The 22,614-nt window shown below is 70.1% G+C and carries 19 protein-coding genes and 1 pseudogene; 8 read left to right on the top strand and 12 right to left on the bottom strand.

The window, feature by feature from the left end; translation table 11 throughout:
- Nucleotides 1–20: 20 nt before the first annotated feature.
- Nucleotides 21–1,652, bottom strand: a complete 1,632-nt coding sequence (locus ACF3M1_RS02915; protein ID WP_394003773.1) for a phytoene desaturase family protein — start codon at nt 1,650–1,652, stop codon at nt 21–23.
- Entirely contained in the window at nt 1,649–2,770 is a 1,122-nt protein-coding gene (locus ACF3M1_RS02910; RefSeq protein WP_394003771.1) for a UDP-N-acetylglucosamine--N-acetylmuramyl-(pentapeptide) pyrophosphoryl-undecaprenol N-acetylglucosamine transferase, read from the bottom strand. The genes ACF3M1_RS02915 and ACF3M1_RS02910 overlap by 4 nt, the downstream gene beginning before the upstream one ends.
- Before the next feature lie 107 nt (nt 2,771–2,877).
- On the opposite strand from ACF3M1_RS02910, the gene ACF3M1_RS02905 reads away from it, so the two are divergent.
- Nucleotides 2,878–4,419 (top strand): acetyl-CoA hydrolase/transferase family protein, encoded by a 1,542-nt coding sequence (locus ACF3M1_RS02905; protein WP_394003769.1) that lies wholly within the window; start codon nt 2,878–2,880, stop codon nt 4,417–4,419.
- Here ACF3M1_RS02905 and ACF3M1_RS02900 read toward each other — a convergent pair.
- The 3 genes and pseudogenes from ACF3M1_RS02900 to ACF3M1_RS02890 form a co-directional block, all read right to left on the bottom strand.
- A complete protein-coding gene (locus tag ACF3M1_RS02900; RefSeq protein WP_394005155.1) occupies nt 4,400–4,882 on the bottom strand; it encodes a GNAT family N-acetyltransferase in 483 nt (160 codons plus the stop codon). The genes ACF3M1_RS02905 and ACF3M1_RS02900 overlap by 20 nt on opposite strands.
- Nucleotides 4,874–5,125 (bottom strand): annotated as a pseudogene (locus ACF3M1_RS02895) (GIY-YIG nuclease family protein); the annotation flags it as partial. The pseudogene ACF3M1_RS02895 and the gene ACF3M1_RS02900, both read right to left, overlap by 9 nt.
- Nucleotides 5,126–5,166: 41 nt before the next feature.
- Nucleotides 5,167–6,375: an NAD(P)/FAD-dependent oxidoreductase gene (locus tag ACF3M1_RS02890; RefSeq protein ID WP_394003767.1), complete on the bottom strand. Its 1,209-nt coding sequence runs from the start codon at nt 6,373–6,375 to the stop codon at nt 5,167–5,169.
- Between the two features lie 172 nt (nt 6,376–6,547).
- Between ACF3M1_RS02890 and ACF3M1_RS02885 the strand changes: the two genes are divergently transcribed.
- On the top strand, nt 6,548–7,756 hold the full coding sequence (locus ACF3M1_RS02885) for an NAD(P)/FAD-dependent oxidoreductase (protein ID WP_394003765.1): 1,209 nt from the start codon (nt 6,548–6,550) through the stop codon (nt 7,754–7,756).
- 514 nt (nt 7,757–8,270) lie between these two features.
- Here the strand turns inward: ACF3M1_RS02885 and ACF3M1_RS02880 are convergent.
- The 6 genes from ACF3M1_RS02880 to ACF3M1_RS02855 form a co-directional block, all read right to left on the bottom strand.
- Entirely contained in the window at nt 8,271–9,344 is a 1,074-nt protein-coding gene (locus tag ACF3M1_RS02880; protein ID WP_394003763.1) for a 3-deoxy-7-phosphoheptulonate synthase, read from the bottom strand.
- A 231-nt stretch (nt 9,345–9,575) separates the two neighbouring features.
- Nucleotides 9,576–11,768 carry a hypothetical protein gene (locus ACF3M1_RS02875; protein WP_394003761.1) on the bottom strand — a complete coding sequence of 731 codons (2,193 nt, stop codon included), beginning with the start codon at nt 11,766–11,768 and terminating at the stop codon, nt 9,576–9,578.
- A 54-nt stretch (nt 11,769–11,822) separates the two neighbouring features.
- Nucleotides 11,823–12,434 carry a DUF6445 family protein gene (locus tag ACF3M1_RS02870; protein WP_394003759.1) on the bottom strand — a complete coding sequence of 204 codons (612 nt, stop codon included), beginning with the start codon at nt 12,432–12,434 and terminating at the stop codon, nt 11,823–11,825.
- Nucleotides 12,435–12,628: 194 nt separating this feature from the next.
- The gene (gene groL, locus ACF3M1_RS02865; RefSeq protein WP_394003757.1) at nt 12,629–14,269 is read right to left on the bottom strand and encodes a chaperonin GroEL; all 1,641 of its coding nucleotides are present in this window, start codon (nt 14,267–14,269) and stop codon (nt 12,629–12,631) included.
- Between the two features lie 133 nt (nt 14,270–14,402).
- Nucleotides 14,403–14,693 carry a co-chaperone GroES gene (gene groES, locus ACF3M1_RS02860; protein ID WP_394003755.1) on the bottom strand — a complete coding sequence of 97 codons (291 nt, stop codon included), beginning with the start codon at nt 14,691–14,693 and terminating at the stop codon, nt 14,403–14,405.
- A gap of 320 nt (nt 14,694–15,013) precedes the next feature.
- Nucleotides 15,014–15,499, bottom strand: a complete 486-nt coding sequence (locus ACF3M1_RS02855; RefSeq protein WP_394003753.1) for an acyloxyacyl hydrolase — start codon at nt 15,497–15,499, stop codon at nt 15,014–15,016.
- 532 nt (nt 15,500–16,031) lie between these two features.
- Here ACF3M1_RS02855 and ACF3M1_RS02850 point away from each other — a divergent pair.
- From ACF3M1_RS02850 to accC, 6 genes are all read left to right on the top strand, one after another.
- Nucleotides 16,032–18,443 (top strand): protein-disulfide reductase DsbD family protein, encoded by a 2,412-nt coding sequence (locus ACF3M1_RS02850; protein ID WP_394003752.1) that lies wholly within the window; start codon nt 16,032–16,034, stop codon nt 18,441–18,443.
- Nucleotides 18,440–19,039 carry a TlpA family protein disulfide reductase gene (locus ACF3M1_RS02845; RefSeq protein ID WP_394003751.1) on the top strand — a complete coding sequence of 200 codons (600 nt, stop codon included), beginning with the start codon at nt 18,440–18,442 and terminating at the stop codon, nt 19,037–19,039. Before ACF3M1_RS02850 ends, ACF3M1_RS02845 begins: the two co-directional genes overlap by 4 nt.
- A gap of 103 nt (nt 19,040–19,142) precedes the next feature.
- Nucleotides 19,143–19,586 (top strand): type II 3-dehydroquinate dehydratase, encoded by a 444-nt coding sequence (aroQ, locus tag ACF3M1_RS02840; RefSeq protein WP_394003749.1) that lies wholly within the window; start codon nt 19,143–19,145, stop codon nt 19,584–19,586.
- A gap of 65 nt (nt 19,587–19,651) precedes the next feature.
- Nucleotides 19,652–20,131 (top strand): acetyl-CoA carboxylase biotin carboxyl carrier protein, encoded by a 480-nt coding sequence (accB, locus tag ACF3M1_RS02835; protein WP_394003747.1) that lies wholly within the window; start codon nt 19,652–19,654, stop codon nt 20,129–20,131.
- Between the two features lie 98 nt (nt 20,132–20,229).
- Entirely contained in the window at nt 20,230–20,598 is a 369-nt protein-coding gene (locus ACF3M1_RS02830; RefSeq protein ID WP_394003746.1) for a four helix bundle protein, read from the top strand.
- The gene (gene accC, locus ACF3M1_RS02825; RefSeq protein WP_394003745.1) at nt 20,591–21,958 is read left to right on the top strand and encodes an acetyl-CoA carboxylase biotin carboxylase subunit; all 1,368 of its coding nucleotides are present in this window, start codon (nt 20,591–20,593) and stop codon (nt 21,956–21,958) included. Before ACF3M1_RS02830 ends, accC begins: the two co-directional genes overlap by 8 nt.
- A gap of 36 nt (nt 21,959–21,994) precedes the next feature.
- On the opposite strand, the gene ACF3M1_RS02820 is transcribed toward accC, so the two are convergent.
- Nucleotides 21,995–22,522 (bottom strand): hypothetical protein, encoded by a 528-nt coding sequence (locus tag ACF3M1_RS02820; RefSeq protein WP_394003743.1) that lies wholly within the window; start codon nt 22,520–22,522, stop codon nt 21,995–21,997.
- Between the last annotated feature and the right edge of the window lie 92 nt (nt 22,523–22,614).

Genomic DNA, 22,614 nt, shown 5'->3' with positions numbered 1-22,614 from the left:
ATGCTGAACACGGCGAGGCTTCAGCGGGGGCGCGGCCGGCGCCCCAGGTCGATCAGCAGTTCACGCGCCGCGTTGCGTCCCGGCAGGCCGGTCACCCCGCCGCCCGGATGCGTGCCCGAGCCGCACAGATAAAGCCCGCGCAGCGCGCCGCGGTAATTGCCCTGCCCCAGCAGCGGCCGCGCACTGAACAGCTGGTCGGCGCCCAGGCTGCCGTGGAAGATGTCGCCGCCGACGAGGCCGAAACGGCGCTCGAGATCCAGCGGCGTCAGCGCCTCGAAGCCGAGCACGCTGCGCGCGAAGTTCGGCGCGACCGCATCGACCGTGTCGATCATCAGCCGCGCGACGGTGTCGCGGTGCGCGTCCCAACCTCCGGTCGCGTCGGGCATCACCGGATTGACGTGCTGGCAGAACAGGCTGGCGACGTGCTGCCCGGGCGGCGCGAGGCTGTCGTCGAGCGTGGACGAGATCACCAGTTCGACGATCGGCGCGCGCGCCCAGCCGGGATTGTGTTCGCGCGATTTCGCATCGAAGTACGCGCGCTCGAAGTACGCGAGCGACGGCCCGATCAGGATGCCGCTCTGGTGGTGCGGCTGCAGTGCGGTGCCCGGCGCCGCGGTGAAATCCGGCAGTTCCGACAGCGCGACATTCATCCGGAACGTGCCCGAGCCGCAGCGGTAGCGATCGATGCGCGCGGCGGTATCGGTGTCGAGCGCGTCGCGCGGCACCAGGTGCTGGTAGAGCAGTTTCGGATTGAGGTTGGAGACGATCGCGCCCGCGCGCAGCGTGCGCCCGTCGTCCAGCACAACGCCCACCGCGCGCCCGCCTTCGACCTCCACCTGCGCGACCGCGGCATCGGTCTCGATCACCACGCCGCGCGCGCGGCACTCGGCCGCGATCGCCTCGCTGATCGCACCCATGCCGCCGATCGCGTGGCCCCACACGCCGGACTTGCCGTTGACCTCGCCGAACACGTGATGCAGCAGCACGTAGGCCGAGCCCGGTGTGTACGGACTCGCGAAGTTGCCGACCACCGAATCCCAGCCCAGTGCGGCTTTCAACGGCGCGGATTCGAACCAGTCGTCGAGCAGTTCGCCGGCGGATTTGGTGAACAGATCGAGCAGGTCGCGGCGGCCGCGCATGTCGAGCTGTTTCAGCTGCCGGCCGACGGCCCACGAATTCACCCAGTCGGCGAGCACGAAGCCGTCGCTGACGTTCGGCGGCGTGCGCGTCATCAACGCACGCAAGACCGCGACCACGCGCTCGAGCATTTCGTAATACGCCGGCAGACGCGCGGCATCGCGCGGCGACCAGCGCGCGACCTCGGCCAGGCCGTCCGCGCCGCCTAAGCGGAACGCCCGGCCATCGGGCAGCGGCAGGAAGTTCGAGAACGGCCGCTCCACCACACGCAGCCCGTGCTGCACCAGCCGCAGATCGGCGATCACCTGCGGATTCAACAGGCTGACCGTGTAGCTGGCGACCGAATTGCGGAAACCGGGGTGAAAGGTTTCGGTGACCGCGGCGCCGCCGACGATCCGCCGGCGCTCCAGCACGCGCACATCGAGGCCGGCGGCAGCGAGATAGGCGGCGCAGACGAGCCCGTTGTGACCGCCGCCAATGATCAGCACATCGGCGTCGTTGCGCGGCGTGCTCATGCGCGGGCGTGCAGCACGGCGACGACGCGATCGGCCAGCGTCGCCGCGGCCTGCGGTCGGCCGAGCGCGGCGGCGGCGCACGCGGCTTCGGGCAGCACCGACGGCGATGCGAACGCGTCGGCCAGCAGCGCCGTCAGATGCGCCGCGGTGAAGTCCGGCTCGGGCACGCACCAGCCCACGCCGGCCGCGGCCAGTGCCTCGGCGTTGCGGCGCTGCTCGTCGCGCGAACCGCCGTGGGGGATCGGCACGAAGATCGCGGGCCGGCCGACGGTCAACAGGTCGGCGGCGGTGGTCGCGCCGGCGCGCGTGATCACCAGGTGCGCATCGCGCAGGCGCGCGCCCATGTCGTCGAAGAACGGCCGCACGGTCGCGTCGATGCCGCCCGCGCGCAGCGCGCGCTCGACATCCGCCACGGCCTCACCCTTCATCTGCAGCGAGAGCTGCAGGCGCCTGCGAACGGATTCGGGCAGCTGCAGCAGCGCCGGCGGCACCACGTCGCCGAACACGCGTGCACTCTGGCTGCCGCCCACGACCAGCAGACGCAGCGGCGCGTCGGCGGCGAGCGGCGGATAGTCGCCCCGTGCATCGAGGATGGCCTGGCGCACCGGATTGCCGGTGTCGAAGATGCGCGCGGCCTCGACGCCATCGAGACCGGCGGTGTTCGGAAACGACGTTGCCACGCCATCGGCGAACCGCAGCAGCTTGCGGTTGGCCAGGCTCAGCCGCGCGCCCTGCTCGTGCAGCAGCAGCGGCAGGGCCAGGCTCTTCGCCGCCAGCGCCGGTGCGAAGCTCGGATAGCCGCCGAAACCGACCAGCAGGCGCACGTCGCGCCGGCGCATGTCGCGGCGCGCCTGCCAGGTCGCCCGCAGGATCGTCAGGCCGGCGGCGAGCTTGCCGCCCACGCCGCCTTCGAGACTGCGCGCCGGCAGCACGACGTGGTCGAGCCCCGCCAGCGCCTGGGTGTACGCCGCGCCGCGACGCTCGGTATAGAGCACCACCGGATGCCCGCGGCGCTGCAGTTCGCGCGCCAACGCCTCGGCCGGGAACAGATGCCCGCCTGTGCCGCCGGCCGCGCAGGCGATAGTGGGCAGGGCCGCGGACGAGGACGCATGCGACATGGGATCGCCTTTCCGGAGTGGCGCACGACTATAGCCAGTGCGTCGCCGCGCGGCATCCGCTCCGCACCGGTGATAATCGACCGATCCGCCTCCGGGACACCGCGCCGATGCCAGACGACCGTATCCGTCAGCCCGGGCTGCGCGACCGCGTGGTCAGCGCCGAGCAGGCCGCCGCCTGGATCACCCCGGGCCAGACGGTGGCGATGAGCGGCTTCACCGGCTCGGGCTACCCCAAGGCGGTGCCGCTGGCGCTCGCCGCACGCATCGAAGCCGCGCACCTTGCGGGTAAGGCCTTCCAGATCCGCCTGCTGACCGGCGCCTCGACCGCGCCCGAACTCGACGGCGCACTGGCCAAGGTCGACGGGCTCGCGCTGCGGCTGCCGTTCCAGAGCGATCCCGACGCGCGCCGCCGCATCAACGACGGCAGCCTGGCGTATATCGACGCCCACCTGAGCCAGGTCGCGCAGAACGCCTGGTTCGGGTTCTACGGCGACATCGACGTGGCGGTGGTCGAGGCCGTCGCGATCCGCGAGGACGGCGGCATCGTGCCCTCCACGTCGGTCGGCAACAGCAAGACCTGGCTGGACCTGGCGAAGCGCGTGATCGTCGAGGTCAACGATTGGCAGCCGCCCGAACTCGAGGGCATGCACGACATCTACTACGGCACCGCGCTGCCGCCGCTGCGCCGGCCGATTCCGCTGGAACATCCCGACGAACGCATCGGCGAGACCGCGCTGCGGGTGGATCCGGACAAGATCGTCGCGATCGTCCGCACCCACGCGCCGGACCGCAACAGTCCGTTCAAGGCGACCGACGCGACCAGCGAGCGCATCGCCGCACTGCTGATCGAGTTCCTGCAGCACGAGGTCGCGCGCGGCCGCATGCCGGCCCGATTGCTGCCGCTGCAGTCGGGCGTGGGCAACATTCCCAATGCGGTGCTCGCCGGGCTCGAACGCAGCGGCTTCCGCGACCTGACCGCGTTCACCGAGGTCATCCAGGACGGCATGCTTGACCTGCTCAAATCCGGCGTACTGCGCTCGGCCTCGTGCACGGGCTTCGCATTGAGTCCGTGGGCAAACGCGACCTTCAAGCGCGACATCGCCTTCTACCGCGACCGCATCCTGCTGCGCACCCAGGAAATCTCCAACCATCCCGAACTGGTGCGACGTCTGGGCTGCATCGGCATGAACGGCATGGTCGAGGTGGACCTGTACGGCAACGTCAATTCCACCCACATCATGGGCTCGCGGATGCAGAACGGGATCGGCGGCTCGGGGGATTTCGCGCGCAACGGCTTCCTATCGATCTTCATGTCGCCCAGCACGGCCAAGGGCGGCAGCATCTCGTCGCTGGTGCCGATGGTGAGCCACGTCGACCACACCGAACACGACGTCTCGATCGTCGTCACCGAGCAGGGCGTCGCCGACCTGCGCGGCCTGTCGCCCAAGCAGCGCGCGCGCGTGCTGATCGACCGCTGCGCGCATCCGGACTATCGCGACGCGCTCGACGACTACTTCGCCCGTGCCTGCCGCACCAGCTACGGCAAGCACACCCCGCACCTGCTGCCCGAGGCGCTGTCCTGGCACCAGCGCTGGCTCGACACCGGCGACATGCGCATCGGCGCGCCGGCTACAGCGTCCGCGTCATGAAGATGCTGAAGGGATCCTCGACGTAGTCGCCGAACGGGCCACAGCCGACGAACCCGTGCCGCGCGTACAGCGCGTGCGCCGGGGCGAACGCCGGCGCGCTGCCGGTCTCCAGGCTCAGCCGCTGCAGGCCCTGCGCGCGGGCCGTGGCCATCAGGTGCGCGAGCATCGCGGCGGCAACACCGCGGCGCAGATGGGCGGGATCGGTGCGCATGGATTTCAGTTCGCCGTGGCCGTCGCCGAGATCCTTCAATGCGCCGCAGCCGGCGAGCGCGTCGCCGCGCCACGCGGTCCAGAACGACAGGCCCGGCGCGCGCAGACGGGACAGATCCAGCGCATGGATGCTGCCGGGCGGCGAATGCAGGGCCATGTCGGCCAGGTGCAGTTGCAGCAGGGCGACGACGCGCGGATCGTCGAGGCCGCCGGCGCGGATCTCGAGATCCGCGGCGATGGTCGTGGCCTGCAACCAAGCGAGCTTGCACGCACGCGGCTGGCGCTTGAGCTGCCACTCGGCGCGCGAGGCACTGGCGCGATCGGGATAGGCGCGACTGGCGAGCACGCGCAGCGGCGGATTGCCGCGGGTGTATTTGGCGCCGCGCCCGGCCACGTGGGCGGCGAACCGTGCGTCGAGGTCATTCGTGATCCCGGCGTACCAGCTGCCGTTGCGGCATTCGAGCAGGTAGAGATGCCAGCTGCGCGGGACGGTCATCGCGCGATGATCGAATCCGCGCCCGCCTGCGTCAACGGCGCTCAGACCCGATCGAACCCGAACAACCGTGCCAGCGGATGCGCGCGCCGCTCGATCGCGGCGCGCAGCAGACCGGCGCCGAGCATCGAATACGTGATGCCGTTGCCGCCGTAGGCCATCGCGTACTGCACGCGCGGGCCGGTCGCGGCGTGCGGGCCGAAGAACGGCAGGCCGTCCGCGGTCTCGGCGAAGGTGCCGGCCCAGGCGAACGTCGGGCTGAGATCGAGTGCTGGCCACAGTTTCGCCACGCGTTTCATCAGGCGCCGTGCCTTGGCGTCGACGCGGCGGTCGCGGCGCGCGGGGATGTCGACGTCGTCGTCCTCGCCGCCGATCAGCAGGCGCCGGTCCGCGGTGGTGCGCAGGTAGAGATACGGCCGCGCGGTCTCCCAGACCAGGGTGCGCGCCAGTATCTCCGGCAATGCGGCGTCGAGCGGGTCAGTGACGAAGGCGTAGCTGCTGCGGTTGCGTGCGACGCGCTTGGGCAGCCACTGCTGGCTGGCATACCCGGCGGCGACGACGACGTGGCCGGCGCGGATGCGCATGCCGGCATCGGTGACCGCCAGCACGTCGCGGCTGCGCGGCTGCAGATCGAGGATTCGTGTGCGGTCGAAGACCTGGCCGCCGCGACGCACGCAGCGCCCCAGCAGGCGCGAGGCGAAGCGGTAGGGATCGACCTGGGCGGCCTGCGTGCTCAGCAGCGCGGCCGGCGCGTCGAAGCCGTAGCGCTGCTTCACCGCGGCGCCGTCGAGATAGTCGACCTCGAAGCCGTGGCGGCGGCGAGCGACGCACTCGTCCTGCAGCGCCGGCACGTCACGCCGGCGACTGGCGTAGTAGAGGCTGTCGGTGCGCTCGAAATCCACGTCGCGCACACCCCGCGCGAGTTCGGCCAGCAGATCGATCGCCTCGCCGCAGGCGCGATAGGCCAGGCCGGCGTCGGCCTCGCCGTAGCGCCGCGCGAGATCCACCAGATGGGTGTCGATCTCGTACTGCAGCAGCGCGGTGCTCGCGGCGGTGCTGCCCCAGGCGATGTCGCGCTGTTCGACGACGACGACCTCGTGACCGTGGGCGATCAATTCATCGGCGATCAACGCCCCGGTGATGCCCCCACCGATGACCAGCACCTCGCACCGCAGGTCGGCGTCCAGTTTCGGCATCGCCTGCATCAGGCCGTTGCGTATCGCCCAGAACGGATACCCGCTTTTGAGGTCCATGAGGCACTGCCGGAGGAGGACGCCGCAGCCTAGCCACAGGCGCGTGAGGCGCACAACACGCCACGCACGGCGGTGTGCAGGTTCGCGCCGGCGCCCGGCACGACCGGACCTCGTACGGGGCGGGATGCCGGCGGACGCCCTACACTGCGCGGCCCACTGCCGCCGCGCCCGCATGTCCGCACCGTCCGCACCGCCGCTCCCGAGCCCCGACTGGGACGTCATCGTCCTCGGCGCCGGCGCGGCCGGCCTGATGGCCGCGATCGCCGCAGGCCGGCGCGGTCGCCGGGTGCTGGTGCTCGACCATGCGAACAAGGTCGGCAAGAAGATCCTGATGTCGGGCGGCGGCCACTGCAACTTCACCAACACCGGCACCACGCCGGCGCAGTACCTGTCGGCGAATCCGCACTTCTGCAAATCCGCGCTGGCGCGCTGTACGCCGCAGGATTTCATCGATCTGGTCGATGCCCACGGCATCGCCTGGCACGAGAAGGAACTGGGCCAGCTGTTCTGCGACGGGTCATCGAAACAGATCGTGCAGTTGCTGCTCGACGAGGCCGACGGGGCCGGCGTGCAGGTGCGCACGCATTGCGCGGTGCAGCTGCCGCGCCGCATCGACGACGGTTTCGTGCTCGACACCGCGATCGGTCGTCTGCGGTGCGCATCGCTGATCGTCGCGACCGGCGGGCTGTCGATCCCGAGCATGGGGGCCACCGGCTTCGGTTACGAACTCGCCCGCCACTTCGGCCATGCCCTGCTGCCGACACGCGCGGGCCTCGTGCCGTTGACGCTCAGCGGCAAGCACCAGGAACGGCTGGACGCACTCTCGGGCGTCGCGCTCGACGTCGAGGCCGGCTGCAACGGCGCGCACTTCCGCAACCGCATGCTGATCACCCATCGCGGGATCAGCGGACCGGCGATCCTGCAGATCTCCTCGTACTGGCAGCCCGGCGACGACCTGCGCCTGGACCTGCTGCCCGGCCGTGATGCGCTGGGCTGGCTGCAGGCGCAGCAGGCAGAGCGTCCGGGCACCGAACTCAAGAACGTGCTGGCCGAACTGATGCCGCGCCGCTTCGCCCAGCGTCTGTGCGAGATCTGGCTGCCGAACCGGCCGATGAAGCAGTACACGCCGGCGCAGCTGCACGACACCGCCGCGCTGCTGCAGGCCTGGCCGCTGGTCGCCAGCGGCACCGAGGGGTATCGCACCGCCGAGGTCACGCTGGGCGGCGTGGATACCGACGGCGTCTCGTCGCGGACGATGGAATCGCGGCAGGTGCCGGGCCTGTTCTTCGTCGGCGAGGTGCTCGACGTCACCGGCTGGCTCGGCGGCTACAACTTCCAGTGGGCCTGGGCCTCGGGCATGGCGGCGGGCGAAGCCGCGTAGACCGGGTCACGCGTACGCGGTGCGCGATGCGGCCTTCCCGCGAACAGCGTTCGCGCGTGAGCGCGCGCCTACACGGAGCGGACCTCGCATCGGCCCGCCTGAAACGATACCGCCTCTGTAGGAGCGCGCTGGCGCGCGATGGAGCGCTCCCGAGAACGGCGTTCGCGCGCGAGCGCGCTCCTACGCGGAGCGAACCTCGCATCGGCCCGCCTGGAACGATACCGCCTCTGTAGGAGCGCGCTGGCGCGCGATGGGGCACTCCCCGCGAACAGCGTTCGCGCGCGAGCGCGCGCCTACACGGGGCGGACCTCGCATCGGCGCTGCCTGACACGACACTGCTTCTGTAGGAGCGCGCTTGCGCGCGACGGGGCGCTCCCGAGAACGGCGTTCGCGCGCGAGCGCGCTCCTACACGGAGCGGACCTCGCATCGGCTCGGCCTGACACGACACTGCCTCTGTAGGAGCGCGCTGGCGCGCGATGGGCACTTCCGCGAAGCGACATCGCGCACCCCCGATCACGCGGCCTGCGCGTCCGTCCGCGCGCGGCGCGCACGCACGGCGGTGGCCAGCCGGTCCAGCAAGTCGCGCGTCGTCGCCCAGTCGATGCAGCCGTCGGTGATGCTCTGCCCGTAGACCAGCGGCGCGCCCGGCACCAGCGTCTGCTTGCCGGCGACCAGATGGCTTTCGATCATCGTGCCGACGATGCGCGTCTCGCCGCGTTCGAGCTGACGGGCGATGTCGTCGATCACGGCCGGCTGGTTGTCGGGATTCTTGCCGCTGTTGGCGTGGCTGGCGTCGACCATCAGCGCCGCGCGCCGGCCCTGGGCCTGCAGCACGGCGGCCGCCGCGGCGACGCTGTCGGCGTCGTAGTTCGGCTGCGCGCCGCCGCGCAGGATCACGTGGCAATCCGGGTTGCCGGCGGTGGTCGCGATCGCGGCCCGGCCGTCCTTGCCGATCGCGAGAAAATGATGCGGATGCGAGGCCGCGCCCACCGCGTCGACCGCGATGCGCACGTCGCCGCCGGTGCCGTTCTTGAAGCCCACCGGGCACGACAGCCCCGACGCGAGCTCGCGATGCACCTGGCTTTCGGTGGTGCGCGCGCCGATCGCCCCCCAGGCGACCAGATCGGCGAGATACTGCGGGCTGATGATGTCGAGAAACTCGACCCCCGCCGGCAGGCCCATCGCGGCGATGTCGCGCAGCAGGCCGCGTGCGGTGCGCAGGCCGGTGTCGATGCGGAAACTGCCGTCGAGATCCGGATCGTTGATGAGTCCCTTCCATCCGATCGTCGTGCGCGGCTTCTCGAAATACACGCGCATCACCAGCTCCAGTGCATCGCCGTGCGTGTCGCGCAAGGCGCGCAACCGGCCGGCGTAGTCGAGCGCGGCGACCGGGTCGTGGATCGAGCAGGGCCCGACGACGACGATCAGGCGGTCGTCGTCGCCGTGCAGGATCGCGTGGCAGGCCGCGCGGGCGCTGGCCACGGTTTCGGACATCGTGGTGTCGCAGGGCAAGGCCGCGATCAGGTCGGCCGGGGATGTCAGGGGCTGCAGCGCGCGGATGCGCAGATCGTCGGTGTGCGGGGGCATGGCAGGGCTCGGGACAGGTGGGAATTCGGAAACAAAAACGCCGCCAGGGGCGCTGGCGGCGTTCGGAGGATGCGTGCGACCCGTGGGCTTCAGGGCGCGCGCGGACCGTCCGCCGCCGGTGGCGTCGGAAACGCATACCAATAGAAGAACGTGGGCAGGCGCGGGGTCATGGGCGCCAGTGATAGCACGCACCTGCGGCCGGCGCGACAGTTGCAGACGCGACCATCGGATTCACTCCGCCGGCAGCAGCGGCGGCCGGCCTTCGTACCAGTCGCGGGCGCCGGCGATGTGCAGGGTGCGGTCGCCGCCCTCGAGCTCGACGCCCAGGCCGAGCACGCCCCAGCGCGCGTAGAGATCGCCGTTCGGCGTGCCGTCGGCAATGCGCAGCCGCGCCTGCAGGTCGATGCGGTCGTTGCTGGCCTCGACGCGGTCGAACACCACTTCGTTCTCGCGCACGCGCAGCATGCCGGTCGCATTCGCCTCGCCCGAATCGATGAGGTTGCCGATCCAGCGTGGAAACGCGCTGCGTTCGGCGAACAGGCCGAGCAGCACGCTGACGTCGCGCATCGCCACGCGACCGCGGCCGTTGACCTCGAACGGTTCGCGCCAGGCCAGGGTGCCGTCTTCCAGTGCGAGGCGCGCCCACGACGGCGGCGCATCGTCGCCGGCGCCATCCAGGCGCACGCCGTCGAGCTGCAGTTTCAACGCGTCCAGCGCGTAGTGCCGCCCCACCCGCTCCATGCGCGTGAGCCGACTGTCGAGCTGGACATCGCCGGTCAGCGTCGACGGTCCGAGCGCCAGGCGCACGCCCTGCCCGCTCACCTGCATCCGGCCTTCGATCATCTCACCGGCGTTGTCGAGGCGCAGATCGCCGCTGGCCACGCCACGGCCGGCCAGCAGGCGCGCACTGTCGCCGGGCAGATAGCGGTTGTAGGTGCGCAGGTCCGGCACTTCGGCATCGTCGAAGCGCAGGCGCGCGTCCAGGCGTTCGTGGAATTCGGCCAGCGGGCCGGTGGATTCGAGATCCAGTCGCAGGTCGCGCCCCTGCAGGTCCACGCGGTCGGGCGCGGTTTCCGGCGCGAGCACGAAACGGTCCATGACGATGTCGATGCGGGTGCGCTGCGACGACGCATCGTCGCCGTCCACCCGCATGCGCGCGTGTGCCTGGCCCTGGAACAGGTTGTCGAGCACCGTGGCCTGCAGCCGTGTATCACGCAGATCGATCCGGCTGCCCGGCGCCAGCTCGCCATCGCGCACCTGCACGGCTGCCTCGAGGTCCGCGCGTCCGTCGAACGACAGCCAGTCGACGTCGTCGAGAATCACGTCGATCCAGCGCAGCGGCACCGCCGGCCACAGCGCATCGATCTGGCCCGACACCGCGCGCAGCGGCCGCAGCCAGTCGTCCGGGCCCAGTCGACGGTCGTGGACCTGCAGATCCGCATGCAGCCGCGGCGGGCGGTCGGCGCCTTCCGGCACACGCGCCGAGACCAGGATGCGATCGTCGGCCGTGCGCAATGCGACGCCCAGCGGATGGCGGACGTCCTCGCCGTCGGCGGTGCGCGAGAACACCGGCGCCGACCAGTCCAGCCGACTGCCCGGCATCAGCACACCGCGCTGCAGGGTGAGATCCGCGCGCAGGTGGCCCGCGGTGCCGGCCATGCCGATCGGCAGTGCATCGTCGTTCCGGGCGACGAGGTCGACGCCGGGCGCGGGGCCGTCCACACGCATGTGCGCATCGAGCAGCACGAGCTTCTCCTCGCCTTCGGCCTGCTCGCGGATGTGGGCGGGAATCCGCAGATCGAAGTCCAGCGCACCGTCGCGCAGCAGCACCACGTCGCCGACCGACAGCGTCGCATCCGGCATCGTCAGCGTGGAGCGCCCGACTTCCATCGGGCCGCCCTGCAGCTCCTTCTCGAACGCGAATCGGGCGTCGCCGTGGCCGGTGACCCGGGCGTCGAAGAAGTCCAGGCGCAGCAGGCTGGGCGTGGTGATCGCATCGAAGCGGAACGTCCACGGCGCCCGCCCTGGGCGCTTGGTCGAGGGCAGATCGGTGTCCGCACGTGCGACGTGCACCGAGACATCACGGGCCCGGATCGTGCCGAACGCGACTTCACGCCACAGCAGCGGCAGCACCTTGATGCGCCCATTGGCGACCGGGCTGGCGATCGTCCAGCGCGTGGTCCGCGCATGGCCGCCCATGACGACGCCACGCGCGTGGATGTGGCCCGGATACAGGCTCATCGCCCAGTCCCAGCGCGCGTGGTAGCGCTCGGGCTTGCGGTTGATGACGCCCTCGCCCCAGGCGCTGTTGAGGAACACATTGGCGCCCGCGAGGTACAGCGCGTAGAGCACGACGAGCACGAGGCCCGCGATGCGCAGGCCACGGCGGTGGGTGCGCAGCCGGGCGGTGAGGTGAGGCAGCATCCCGACAGCTTGGACGACACCGGGTGACGGGCGCCTGCACGCAGGCCGCCGTCCTCAACCGCGGGTGAAGAACATCAGGTAGATCAGCCGGCCATCTTCCAGCCCGGAGCCGAAGGCCTCGCCGGCGCTGTGCCACATCCACGGACGCAGCATCACCAGGCGATTGAAGCGCATCGGCACGCGCATCGTCATCTCCCACTTCGACGCGTCGCTGCTGTCGCGGGCGAGCAGTTCGTCCTGGACCGCCTGATAGCTGGAGAGGCCCATCGCCCGCAGCTCGCCCTCATTGAGCGGCGCGCGCTCGGTGCCCGTGGGCAGATGCCGGAAGAACTCGGTGCCGCCGCGGCAGTCTTCGGGGCGACTGAGGTAGAAGATCCCCGACCATTCGACGGGGCCGTCGATGTGCACGCGTCCGCGGCCGACATCGCCCGCGCGGGTGATGCGGAACTTGGCATGGGATTCGAGCGGTTCGATCGGCCGCAGCTGCTCGCCGACCAGCTGCGATACGGCCGGCACCAGGCCGGGGATATGCAGGCGCTCCTGCGAGTTGCGGCCGGGAAACGCACCCTGCTGCTCGGGATAGGTCAGGCGGAGGCCGGCGTCGCGCAGCGACAGGGCGTCCCGGGTCGAGAGGAAGTCGTCGACCACGATCAGTGAAGTGGGCATCGGCGCAGCCTAGCGCTGCAGGTGCGGCGGCTCAAGGAACGCGCTCGTTCGCAGGCGCGCGCTTGCGTGCGAGGGCCGTCCATCGGGATATTTTCTTTGCGCGCGAGCGCGCGTCTACCGACGCATTGCATAACGAAAAAACCCCCGCCTCGCGGCGGGGGTTTTCCTGGAACGGTGCAGCGGTGGGCGCTGGATCAGAAATCCATGCCGCCCATGCCGCCCATGCCGCCGCCGCCCGGCATCGCCGGCTCTTCCTTCTTCGGCAGCTCGGCAACCATCGCTTCAGTCGTGATCATCAGACCGGCGATCGAGGCCGCGTTCTGCAGCGCCGAACGGGTGACCTTGGTCGGGTCCAGGATGCCGAACGCGATCATGTCGCCGTACTCGCCGGTCGCGGCGTTGTAGCCGTAGTTGCCGGTGCCGTCCTTGACCTTGTTGAGCACGACGCTCGGCTCTTCACCGCAGTTGGTGACGATCTCGCGCAGCGGCGCTTCCATCGCGCGCAGGGCGATGATGATGCCGTGGTTCTGGTCTTCGTTCGCGCCCTTGAGCTGACCGATCGCCTGCAGCGCGCGCACCAGCGCCACGCCACCGCCGGGGACCACGCCTTCCTCGACCGCTGCGCGCGTGGCGTGCAGGGCGTCTTCGACGCGGGCCTTCTTTTCCTTCATTTCGATCTCGGTCGAGGCACCGACCTTGATCACCGCAACGCCGCCGGCCAGCTTGGCCACGCGCTCCTGCAGCTTCTCGCGGTCGTAGTCCGACGAGGTCTCCTCGATCTGCGCCTTGATCTGCTTGATGCGCGCCTCGATGCCACCGGTCTCGCCGGCGCCGTCGATGATCGTGGTGTTCTCCTTCGAGACCTGCACCTTCTTGGCGCGGCCGAGGTCGGCGATGGTCGCCTTCTCGAGCGACAGGCCCACTTCCTCGGAGATCACGGTGCCGCCGGTCAGGGTGGCCATGTCTTCGAGCATCGCCTTGCGACGGTCGCCGAAGCCCGGGGCCTTGACGGCGCAGACCTTGACGATGCCACGGATCGTGTTGACCACCAGGGTCGCCAGCGCTTCGCCTTCCACTTCCTCGGCGACGATCAGCAGCGGCTTGCCGGCCTTGGCCACGCCTTCGAGCACGGGCAGCAGGTCACGGACGTTGGAGATCTTCTTGTCGTGCAGCAGGATGAACGGGTCGTCCAGCTCGGCCGACATCGACTGCTGGTTGTTGACGAAGTACGGCGACAGGTAGCCGCGGTCGAACTGCATGCCCTCGACGACGTCGAGTTCGTTGTCCAGGCCCGAGCCTTCTTCAACGGTGATCACGCCTTCCTTGCCGACCTTCTTCATCGCGTCGGCGATGATCGTGCCGATCGACTCGTCCGAGTTGGCCGAGATCGTGCCGACCTGCGCGATCGCCTTGTCGTCGGCCGTCGGCTTGGACAGGTTCTTCAGCTCGGCGACGGCGGCCTTGACGGCCTGGTCGATGCCGCGCTTGAGGTCCATCGGGTTCATGCCGGCCGCGACGGCCTTCGAGCCTTCGCGGATCAGCGCCTGCGCCAGCACGGTCGCGGTGGTGGTGCCGTCACCGGCGTTGTCGGACGTCTTGGACGCGACTTCCTTCACCATCTGCGCGCCCATGTTCTCGAACTTGTCGGCCAGCTCGATCTCCTTGGCGACGGACACGCCGTCCTTGGTGATCGTCGGCGCGCCGAAGCTCTTCTCGAGCACGACGTTGCGGCCCTTCGGGCCCAGGGTCGCCTTGACGGCGTTGGCGAGCACATTCACGCCGCGCACCATCTTTGCGCGTGCGTCTTCGCCGAAGCGGATTTCTTTGGCAGCCATGGATAAAAACTCCGGAATTGGGGAATAGGGATTAGGGATTCGAAAGGGCGGGGTTACGGTCGACTCGAGCGAAGTGGGGCGCGGCAGTTGCCGTCTCGACTCCCCATTCCCGAATCCCGAATCCCGCCGTCAATCAACCGACGATGGCAAGAACGTCGTCTTCCTTGATGATCTTGTATTCGATGCCTTCGGCCTTGTAGGCGCTGCCCGAGTACTGGCCGTAGATCACGATGTCGCCGACCTTGACCTTCGGCGCGCGCACGCTGCCGTTGTCCAGGGCCTTGCCTTCGCCGACGGCGACGACTTCACCCTTGGTGGGCTTTTCCTTCGCGTTGTCCGGGATCAGGATGCCGCCGGCGGTCTTTTCCTCGGCCTCGACGGGCTTGACCACGACGCGGTCGTACAGCGGCTTCAAATTGCTCATTTCAACCCTCTCTAAGTGATTGATTGTGAAGAAAACGGGCGCCGATTCTAGCACTCGTTCTGGCACTCGGCCATGGAGACTGCCAGAACAGCGGGCGCACGCACCCCGGAACACCGGGACGGACGGGAGATGGGCGCGCCGGCGCGCTTTACAAGGGCCGGGGCCGAGATTCTTTTGCGTCGGAGCAGCTCGAGTCCAGCCACCGCGCCACGTGAGCCGCAGGCCCCATCACCGCGTACGCCGCCACGTCGGCGACCGCCCTGCCCCGCCTGTCTGCATCGTCGGCGGCAGAGCCACGACGCCTCAGGTCGGACCGTGCGTCAGCGGAAGCGCCACGCGGCGACCAGCATGGTCTCGCCGTCATTGGGCTGCTTGATGCTCGCGTTGGAGATATGACGGGCCAGCAGCGAGAACCGCTGCCAGCGCCAACCGACACTGCTGACGAACTGCGGATTGCCCGACAGGGCATCGGTGCGTCCGGCCTGCACGCCGATGCCGAAACCGGCGATGAAGCCGTTGTCACGCTCGTAGCGCGCGCCGCCATGGACGACGCCGGTGTCTTCGGCCAGGTCGAAACGCGTGTTGTCACGACCGCGCACGTAGATCGCGCCGAGCTCCCACCGCAGCACGCCATGGGCAGTGCGGCGCCACTCCGGCAGCCAGGCCGCGGTCGCGACCAGGGTGGTCTCGTTCTCGCGCGTGGCCGAGGCCCCGAGACCGACGTCGACCGGCGACGACTGCGCCAGCACCGGTGCGGCGAAACCCAGCGCCCCGGCGAGGACGAGAGCGGACAGGAGTGAGCGCATGGGATCAGGTTCCGGGGAGGGACGTCGGGGCGGGCGATAGTACACCGACCGGTTCATTAAATGACCGTTCGACCCTGCGCCCGGCTGGATGCAGCGTTCCACCGCGTCCCGCCGGCGCGAGCCTGCCCGGCGCCGCGTGCAGGGTGCGTGCAGAACGCGGCCGGGCCCGCGCGCCGACCACGGCCCGGGTCTGCGTCGCCACCCACTCCGCTGCCACCATCGTCCAGCGCTCGCCGCAGGAACGGCGCCCCGCCTGCGTCGATGGACCGCCGCGCGCGCGCTCGACCCGGCGCATGGGTGTCGGTGATCCGAGACGCCGAGAGGGCTGATCGTCGCGACCATCGCCGCGCCAGGAAGCGCTGACACGTGGTACCCGGCGCTGCAGTCGCTCGAGGTGCCCGTCCGGGTCGCGCCGCCGCTCTACGGAGACTGGGCGAAGGCCCGGGCTGGAACGTCGCCTCCGCAGCCGGAACTCCCACCGCGCTGAACCGCGGTTCGGACGCCCGCCGCGACGGCCTGCGATACTGGGCCGATGCATGCGCGCCCTCCTCCGTTCGCCGCCCTGCGCGGCCGATCCGCCCGCCTCCTGGCCGGCTTCGCCGCCCTGCTGCTGTGTGCATGGGCCTGTCTGCCCGCGTCGGCGCAGACACTCGGCTTCGACGACGTGCTGCCGGTCGACGAGGCCCTGGTGGTCTCGGCCCGGGCGGTCTCGCGTGAACGCATCGAGATCCGCTGGGACATCGCCGACGGTTACTACCTCTACCGCCATCGCACCGCCGCGCAGATCGACCATGGTTTCAAGTCCAACCCGCTGCAACTGCCGCGGGGGCGCGCGTACACCGACGAATTCTTTGGCGATGTCGAGACCTACCGCGGGCGCCTGACCGCGGTGCTGACCGGCGCCGCCGCCGATGGTGTGGAAACGGTGGCCGTCCAGGTGAAATACCAGGGCTGCGCCGACGTCGGCATCTGCTATCCGCCGCAGACGCGCACGCTGCAGGTCGCCCTGCCACCGGCCGCGGCGGGCAGCGCGCGCCAGGCCGATGCCGGCTTCGCCGCGCTCGGCCAGGCGCTGGGCAACAACAGCGGCGGGCGCGCGCCGACGCTGGCCGGCGCCAATGACGCGCTGCCGCCGGAACGCGCATTCGCGTTCGAGGCGATCGCGGGCGACGGCAACACGATCCTGCTGCGCTTCACCCCGGCGACGGGCTACTACCTCTATCGCGACCGCAACCGGTTCGAGGTCCGCGGCGTCGAGGGCATCCGTGCCGGTACACCGCGCTGGCCGGCGGGCCGCGCACATCACGACGCGCACTTCGGCGACGTCACCGTGTATTTCGACCAGGTCGACGTGCCGCTGCCACTGGTGCGCACGCGCGCCGACGCGGCGGAGGTCGAGGTCGTCGCGACGTTCCAGGGCTGCCAGGAAGACGGCATCTGCTATCCGCCGATGACCCGCACCGTGCGCGTCGCCCTGCCGGCCGGACGTGTGCAGACCTCGAGCGAAGCCGCCGCGGCGTTGGCAGGCACGACCCCGACGCAGGCACCCGAGGCGATGGACAGCTCGGCCTCCTCAGACGGCACGGCCGGCACGCCCGACGCCGCGGCGCCCGCAGCCGCCGGTGCCATCGAGACGACTGCAACGTCGGGCGCGACCTCAGGCCCGTCCGGCGCCGATGCCGACAACGCCGCACGCACCCGCCCGCCGGGCACGGCGTCGATCGGCCTGTTCGCCGCGCTCGGCCTGGCCCTGCTCGGCGGCGTGCTGTTGAACCTGATGCCCTGTGTGCTGCCGATCCTGTCGCTGAAGGTGCTGGGCATCGCGAAGAGCGGCGGCAGTCGTGCGGCCGCGCGCTCGCACGCGCTCTGGTACACGGCCGGCGTGCTGGTCGCGTTCGCGCTGGTCGGCCTGCTGGTGATCGGGCTGCGTGCCGCCGGGCAGGCGATGGGCTGGGGCTTCCAGTTGCAGCAGCCGTGGTTCGTCGCCGCGCTCGCCTATTTGATGTTCGCGGTCGGTCTGAGCCTGTCAGGCGTCTTCAGCCTCGGCGGGCGCATCGGTAACGTCGGCCAGGCGCTCGCTGGGCGCACCGGCCCGGTCGGCGATTTCTTCACGGGTGTGCTGGCCTGCGTGGTCGCCAGCCCCTGCATCGCGCCGTTCATGGGCGGCGCGCTCGCTTATGCATTCACCGCGTCCACGCCGATGGCGCTCGCGGTGTTCCTGATGCTGGGCCTCGGCCTGGCGTTGCCGTTCCTGCTGATCGGCCTGGTGCCGGCGCTGGCCGACCGCCTGCCGAAACCCGGCGCGTGGATGGAGACGCTGAAGCAGGTACTGGCGTTTCCGATGTATCTGACCGCGCTGTGGCTGGCCTGGGTGCTCGGCAAGCAGCGCGGTGTCGACGCGATGGCGCTGCTGGTCGCCGGCATGACCGTGCTGGCGCTGGCGCTGTGGTGGTTCGAGCGCCGCCGCTGGACTGGCCATGCGCTGCATCGCGGCCTCGCGCTGGCGCTGGCGCTGGTGGCGCTGCTGCCGGTGATCGCGGTCGGCCGGCTGGCGGTGCCATCCGCCGCCACGGCCGCGACCAGCGAGAGCGGCACGCACGTCGCGTATTCCGCGGAGCGTCTGGCCGCGTTGCGCGCCGCCGGCACACCGGTGTTCGTCAACATGACCGCCGACTGGTGCGTGACCTGCAAGGCCAACGAGCGCCGGGTGCTGTCGGGCGCCACGTTCAAGACCGCGCTGTCCGAGGCCGGGGCCACGTATATGGTCGGCGACTGGACCAATGTGGATGCGGAGATCGGCGCCTTCCTCGAAGCCCATGGCGCGGTCGGCGTGCCGCTCTACGTGGTGTACCCGGTCGGCGGCGGCGACGGCACCGTGCTGCCGGCGCTGCTCAGTGACGCGATCGTCGTCGATGCGCTCGCCCGAGCGGGATCGGCCGAATGAAGGTGGGCCCGTGGACGGTTGTCGCGATCGCGGTCGTCGCCGGCGGCCTCGGCGTGCTCGCCAGCCTGTTCGTCGGCGGCCCCGGCCCGTTGCTCGGCACCGAGACCGGCCAGCGCCTCTACAACGATGCACTCGTGGCCGCAGCGCCGCCTGCGCCCGAGGGCGTGGTGATGGCCCGGCGCGGCGAGCCGGTGCCCGCCTTCACGGTGGACGGCCTCGACGGCGTGACCCTCCGCCTGCCCGACGCCTATGCCGGGCGGCCGGTGCTGGTGAACCTGTGGGCGAGCTGGTGCGGCCCCTGCATCGAGGAAATGCCGGAACTCGACCGCTTCGCCCGCGAACAGGGCGACACCGGCGTGCAGGTGCTCGGCATCGCGCTCGACGATGTCGAGGCCGTGCGTGCCTTCCTCGAGCGCGTCCCGGTCGACTACGCGATCGCCCTCGACGCGCCCGGACCGGCCGATGCCGGCGTCCGCCTCGGCAACCCTCGCGGCGTGCTGCCCTACACCGTGCTGATCGATGGCGACGGCCGGCTGGTCAAACAACGCATCGGCCCGTTCGCGCACGGCGAAACCGGCGCCTGGGCCCGCCACTGAGCCGGCAAACTCAAACGCTCGTTTAAAATCGTCGAACGTCTGCGAACTGGACAGCAATGGGGACATCCCGCAGACTTCGCGCACTTCCCGCGACCGGTGCGCGATGGCGTCCCTTCTCGTCCTGCATGGCCCTAACCTCAACCTGCTCGGCACCCGCGAGCCGGAGGTCTACGGCCACGCGACGCTCGCCGACATCGACGCGATGCTGCGGCAGCAGGCGTCCGAGGCCGGGCATGCGCTCGACAGCCTGCAGGCCAATGCCGAGCACGTGCTGGTGGACCGGATCCAGGCCGCGCGCCACGACGGCACCGCGCTGATCCTGATCAACCCGGCCGCCTTCACCCATACCTCGGTCGCAATCCGCGATGCGCTGGCCGCGGTCGCGATCCCGTTCATCGAGATCCACCTCTCCAACCCGCACCGCCGCGAACCGTTCCGCCACACCAGCTATTTCAGCGATCTGGCGCTCGGCGTGATCGCCGGCTTCGGCGCCGACAGTTATCGCTTCGCGCTCGACGCCGCCGTGGCCCGCTTGCGCGCCGCCTGACCCCGTTCATCCACTTCCCGATGGCCACGCGCGACGCGCGGCCCACGACCCACAAGAGGCCCTGCATGGACCTGAGAAAGATCAAGAAGCTCATCGACCTGCTCGAAGAGTCCAACCTGACCGAAATCGAGATCAAGGAGGGCGAGGAGTCCGTGCGCCTGTCGCGCACCTCCAGCGCCAACGGCACCCCGCTGGCCTACTCGCCGGCCCCGGCCCCCGTCGCCCAGCGCGCGCCCGAGCCGGTGATGCCGATGAGCTCGCCGGTCGACGCCGCCACCGGCGGCTCGCCCAAGGCCGACGACCTGCCCCCGGGCCAGGTCACCAAGTCGCCGATGGTCGGCACCTTCTACACCTCGCCGTCGCCTGACAAGCCGGCGTTCGTCAGCGTCGGCCAGCAGGTCAAGGCCGGCGACACGCTGGGCATCATCGAGGCGATGAAGATGTTCAACCCGATCGAGGCCGAGGCCAGTGGCACGGTCGTCGCGGTGCTGTGCGAGAACGGCCAGCCGGTCGAATTCGATCAGCCGTTGTTCGTGATCGGTTGAGTCGATCACGACGGGATTCGGGATTGGGGATTGGGGATTTGGTGGACACTCGCGCCATGCAGAGACCGCATGAACGGCTGGACGTATGGCAGGACGCCATGCAGCTGGTCGAAGCGGTGTATCGCGCCACGTCCACGTTCCCGGCCGATGAACGCTACGGCCTGACCGCGCAGCTGCGCCGGGCCGCAATCAGCGTGCCTTCGAACATTGCCGAGGGTGCCGCGCGCCGATCGACGTCCGACTATCTCCGGCATCTGTCGTTTGCCCGCGGCTCCCTTGCCGAGGTCTCCACCCAGCTGGAAATCGCACGACGCCTCGGGTTCTGCACCGCCTCGTCCATCGATCCCGAACTGCTCGACCGTACGTTCGCCCGCCTCAATGCCCTGATCCGCACGCACGAACGCCGCATCCGCGAGCCGGATGCCTTTCCCGAATCCCCAATTCCGAATCCCCAATCCCATGCTTGAAAAAGTCGTCATCGCCAACCGGGGCGAGATCGCGCTGCGCATCCTGCGCGCGTGTCACACCCTCGGCATCCGTACGGTCGCGGTGCACTCCACCGTCGACCGCAACCTCAAGCACGTGGCCATGGCCGACGAATCGGTCTGCATTGGCCCGCCGCCCTCGGGTCAGAGCTACCTCGACATGCCGGCGATCATCGCCGCGGCCGAGGTCACCGACGCCCAGGCGATCCATCCCGGCTACGGCTTCCTCAGCGAAAACGCCGATTTCGCCGAACGCGTCGAACAGTCGGGCTTCATCTTCATCGGGCCGAAGGCCGAGACCATCCGCCTGATGGGCGACAAGGTCGAGGCGATCCGCGCGATGAAAGAAGCCGGCGTGCCCTGCGTGCCCGGCTCCGGCGGTCCGCTCGACGACGACGCGGCGACCAACGTCAAGATCGCCCGCGAGATCGGCTACCCCGTCATCGTCAAGGCGGCGGGCGGCGGCGGTGGACGCGGCATGCGCGTCGTCCACACCGAAGCCGCACTGGTCAACGCGATCGCGACGACCAAGCAGGAAGCCAAGGCCGCGTTCTCGAACGACATGGTCTACATGGAGAAGTTCCTCGAGAACCCGCGCCACGTGGAAATCCAGGTGCTGGCCGACGGCCAGGGCAATGCGATCCACCTCGGCGAGCGCGACTGTTCGATGCAGCGTCGCCACCAGAAGGTGGTCGAGGAGGCGCCGGCGCCGGGCATCACGCCCGAGGCGCGTGCGGCGATCGGCAAGGTCTGCGTGGACGCCTGCATCCGCATCGGCTACCGCGGCGCGGGCACGTTCGAGTTCCTGTACGAGGACGGCCGCTTCTACTTCATCGAAATGAACACCCGCATCCAGGTCGAGCATCCGGTCACCGAAATGGTGACGGGCATCGATCTGGTGCGCGAACAGCTGATGATCGCCTCGGGCCACCCGCTGTCGATCCGGCAGGAAGACGTGGTGCTGACCGGCCATGCGATCGAATGCCGCATCAATGCCGAGGACCCCGACACCTTCATGCCCTCGCCCGGCACGATCCGCCACTTCCATGCGCCGGGCGGCCCGGGCGTGCGCGTCGACACGCACGTCTACGAGGGCTACGCGGTGCCGCCGAACTACGACTCGATGATCGGCAAGCTGATCGTGCATGGTGCCGATCGCGAACAGGCGATCTGCCGCATGCGCGTGGCGCTGTCGGAGATGGTCGTCGACGGCATCAAGACCAACATCCCGCTGCAGCAGCGGATCATGCGCGACCAGGGCTTCCATGGCGGTGGACAGAACATCCACTACCTGGAAAAGCGCCTCGCCGAACGCAAGAACAAGACGCTGGCGATCGGTTGACGGTCGCGGCCGGCAGCGCGGACGCGCCGCCGGCCCTCACCCGCCGCGGTCCGGAAACGCGCGGCGCAGGGCCGCGTCCAGGCGGATCGGCCGCGCCCAGCGGTCATAGCTGTCGACGAGCCCACGCTTGACCCGGTCCATCGCCTCGCGGTGGCGTTCGTCGTCGAGGTTCTCGGCCACGCTCTCCCAGCCGCCCGCAGGATCACGCCGCCACGCGGCCGCGACCTCGCGGCAGGTGCGGCCGAGCGCCTGCGCGAGTGCACACGCGACATAGACATCGGCCGGCTCCCAGGCCGGGTCCGCAACGAGCTGCTCCACCAGCGCGCGCGGCGCGCCGCGATAGCGCACCAGTTCGTCGACGAAGGCATCGCCGTAGCGTTCGGCGTAGAGATTGAGATCGGTCAGCCAGGTATCGAGCCAGGCATCCCCGCTGCGCGGCGCCCAGACCTCCGGTTCGACCGCCTCGTCCACCGCGCCCGTGCCTTCGGCCGGCGGCGCCTGCGCAGCGACCGACAGCGGCAGGGCGATCAACAGGGACAGCAGCAACGACGGGCGCAGGAACATGGCGGTAATTCTCGGACGGTCGCGATGCGGCCGCGGCGATGACGACAGTGCCGCGACACGCGACGGCCGACCATAGCCCAACGTCACCCTCG

Source organism: Luteimonas sp. WGS1318 (assembly GCF_043187535.1).
Classification (GTDB): Bacteria; Pseudomonadota; Gammaproteobacteria; order Xanthomonadales; family Xanthomonadaceae; genus Luteimonas.
This window is presented reverse-complemented; position numbering and strand designations above follow the sequence as displayed.

What these genes read in the sequence shown, in the direction of transcription:
- groES (WP_394003755.1), bottom strand. Translation starts at nt 14,693, where the DNA reads ATGAGCAATTTGAAGCCGCTGTACGACCGCGTCGTGGTCAAGCCCGTC.
- ACF3M1_RS02855 (WP_394003753.1), bottom strand. Translation starts at nt 15,499, where the DNA reads ATGCGCTCACTCCTGTCCGCTCTCGTCCTCGCCGGGGCGCTGGGTTTC.
- accB (WP_394003747.1), top strand. Translation starts at nt 19,652, where the DNA reads ATGGACCTGAGAAAGATCAAGAAGCTCATCGACCTGCTCGAAGAGTCC.
- ACF3M1_RS02885 (WP_394003765.1), top strand. Translation starts at nt 6,548, where the DNA reads ATGTCCGCACCGTCCGCACCGCCGCTCCCGAGCCCCGACTGGGACGTC.
- ACF3M1_RS02830 (WP_394003746.1), top strand. Translation starts at nt 20,230, where the DNA reads ATGCAGCTGGTCGAAGCGGTGTATCGCGCCACGTCCACGTTCCCGGCC.
- ACF3M1_RS02880 (WP_394003763.1), bottom strand. Translation starts at nt 9,344, where the DNA reads ATGCCCCCGCACACCGACGATCTGCGCATCCGCGCGCTGCAGCCCCTG.
- ACF3M1_RS02875 (WP_394003761.1), bottom strand. Translation starts at nt 11,768, where the DNA reads ATGCTGCCTCACCTCACCGCCCGGCTGCGCACCCACCGCCGTGGCCTG.
- aroQ (WP_394003749.1), top strand. Translation starts at nt 19,143, where the DNA reads ATGGCGTCCCTTCTCGTCCTGCATGGCCCTAACCTCAACCTGCTCGGC.
- ACF3M1_RS02845 (WP_394003751.1), top strand. Translation starts at nt 18,440, where the DNA reads ATGAAGGTGGGCCCGTGGACGGTTGTCGCGATCGCGGTCGTCGCCGGC.
- ACF3M1_RS02870 (WP_394003759.1), bottom strand. Translation starts at nt 12,434, where the DNA reads ATGCCCACTTCACTGATCGTGGTCGACGACTTCCTCTCGACCCGGGAC.
- ACF3M1_RS02890 (WP_394003767.1), bottom strand. Translation starts at nt 6,375, where the DNA reads ATGGACCTCAAAAGCGGGTATCCGTTCTGGGCGATACGCAACGGCCTG.
- ACF3M1_RS02820 (WP_394003743.1), bottom strand. Translation starts at nt 22,522, where the DNA reads ATGTTCCTGCGCCCGTCGTTGCTGCTGTCCCTGTTGATCGCCCTGCCG.
- ACF3M1_RS02905 (WP_394003769.1), top strand. Translation starts at nt 2,878, where the DNA reads ATGCCAGACGACCGTATCCGTCAGCCCGGGCTGCGCGACCGCGTGGTC.
- ACF3M1_RS02910 (WP_394003771.1), bottom strand. Translation starts at nt 2,770, where the DNA reads ATGTCGCATGCGTCCTCGTCCGCGGCCCTGCCCACTATCGCCTGCGCG.
- ACF3M1_RS02850 (WP_394003752.1), top strand. Translation starts at nt 16,032, where the DNA reads ATGCATGCGCGCCCTCCTCCGTTCGCCGCCCTGCGCGGCCGATCCGCC.
- groL (WP_394003757.1), bottom strand. Translation starts at nt 14,269, where the DNA reads ATGGCTGCCAAAGAAATCCGCTTCGGCGAAGACGCACGCGCAAAGATG.
- ACF3M1_RS02915 (WP_394003773.1), bottom strand. Translation starts at nt 1,652, where the DNA reads ATGAGCACGCCGCGCAACGACGCCGATGTGCTGATCATTGGCGGCGGT.
- accC (WP_394003745.1), top strand. Translation starts at nt 20,591, where the DNA reads ATGCTTGAAAAAGTCGTCATCGCCAACCGGGGCGAGATCGCGCTGCGC.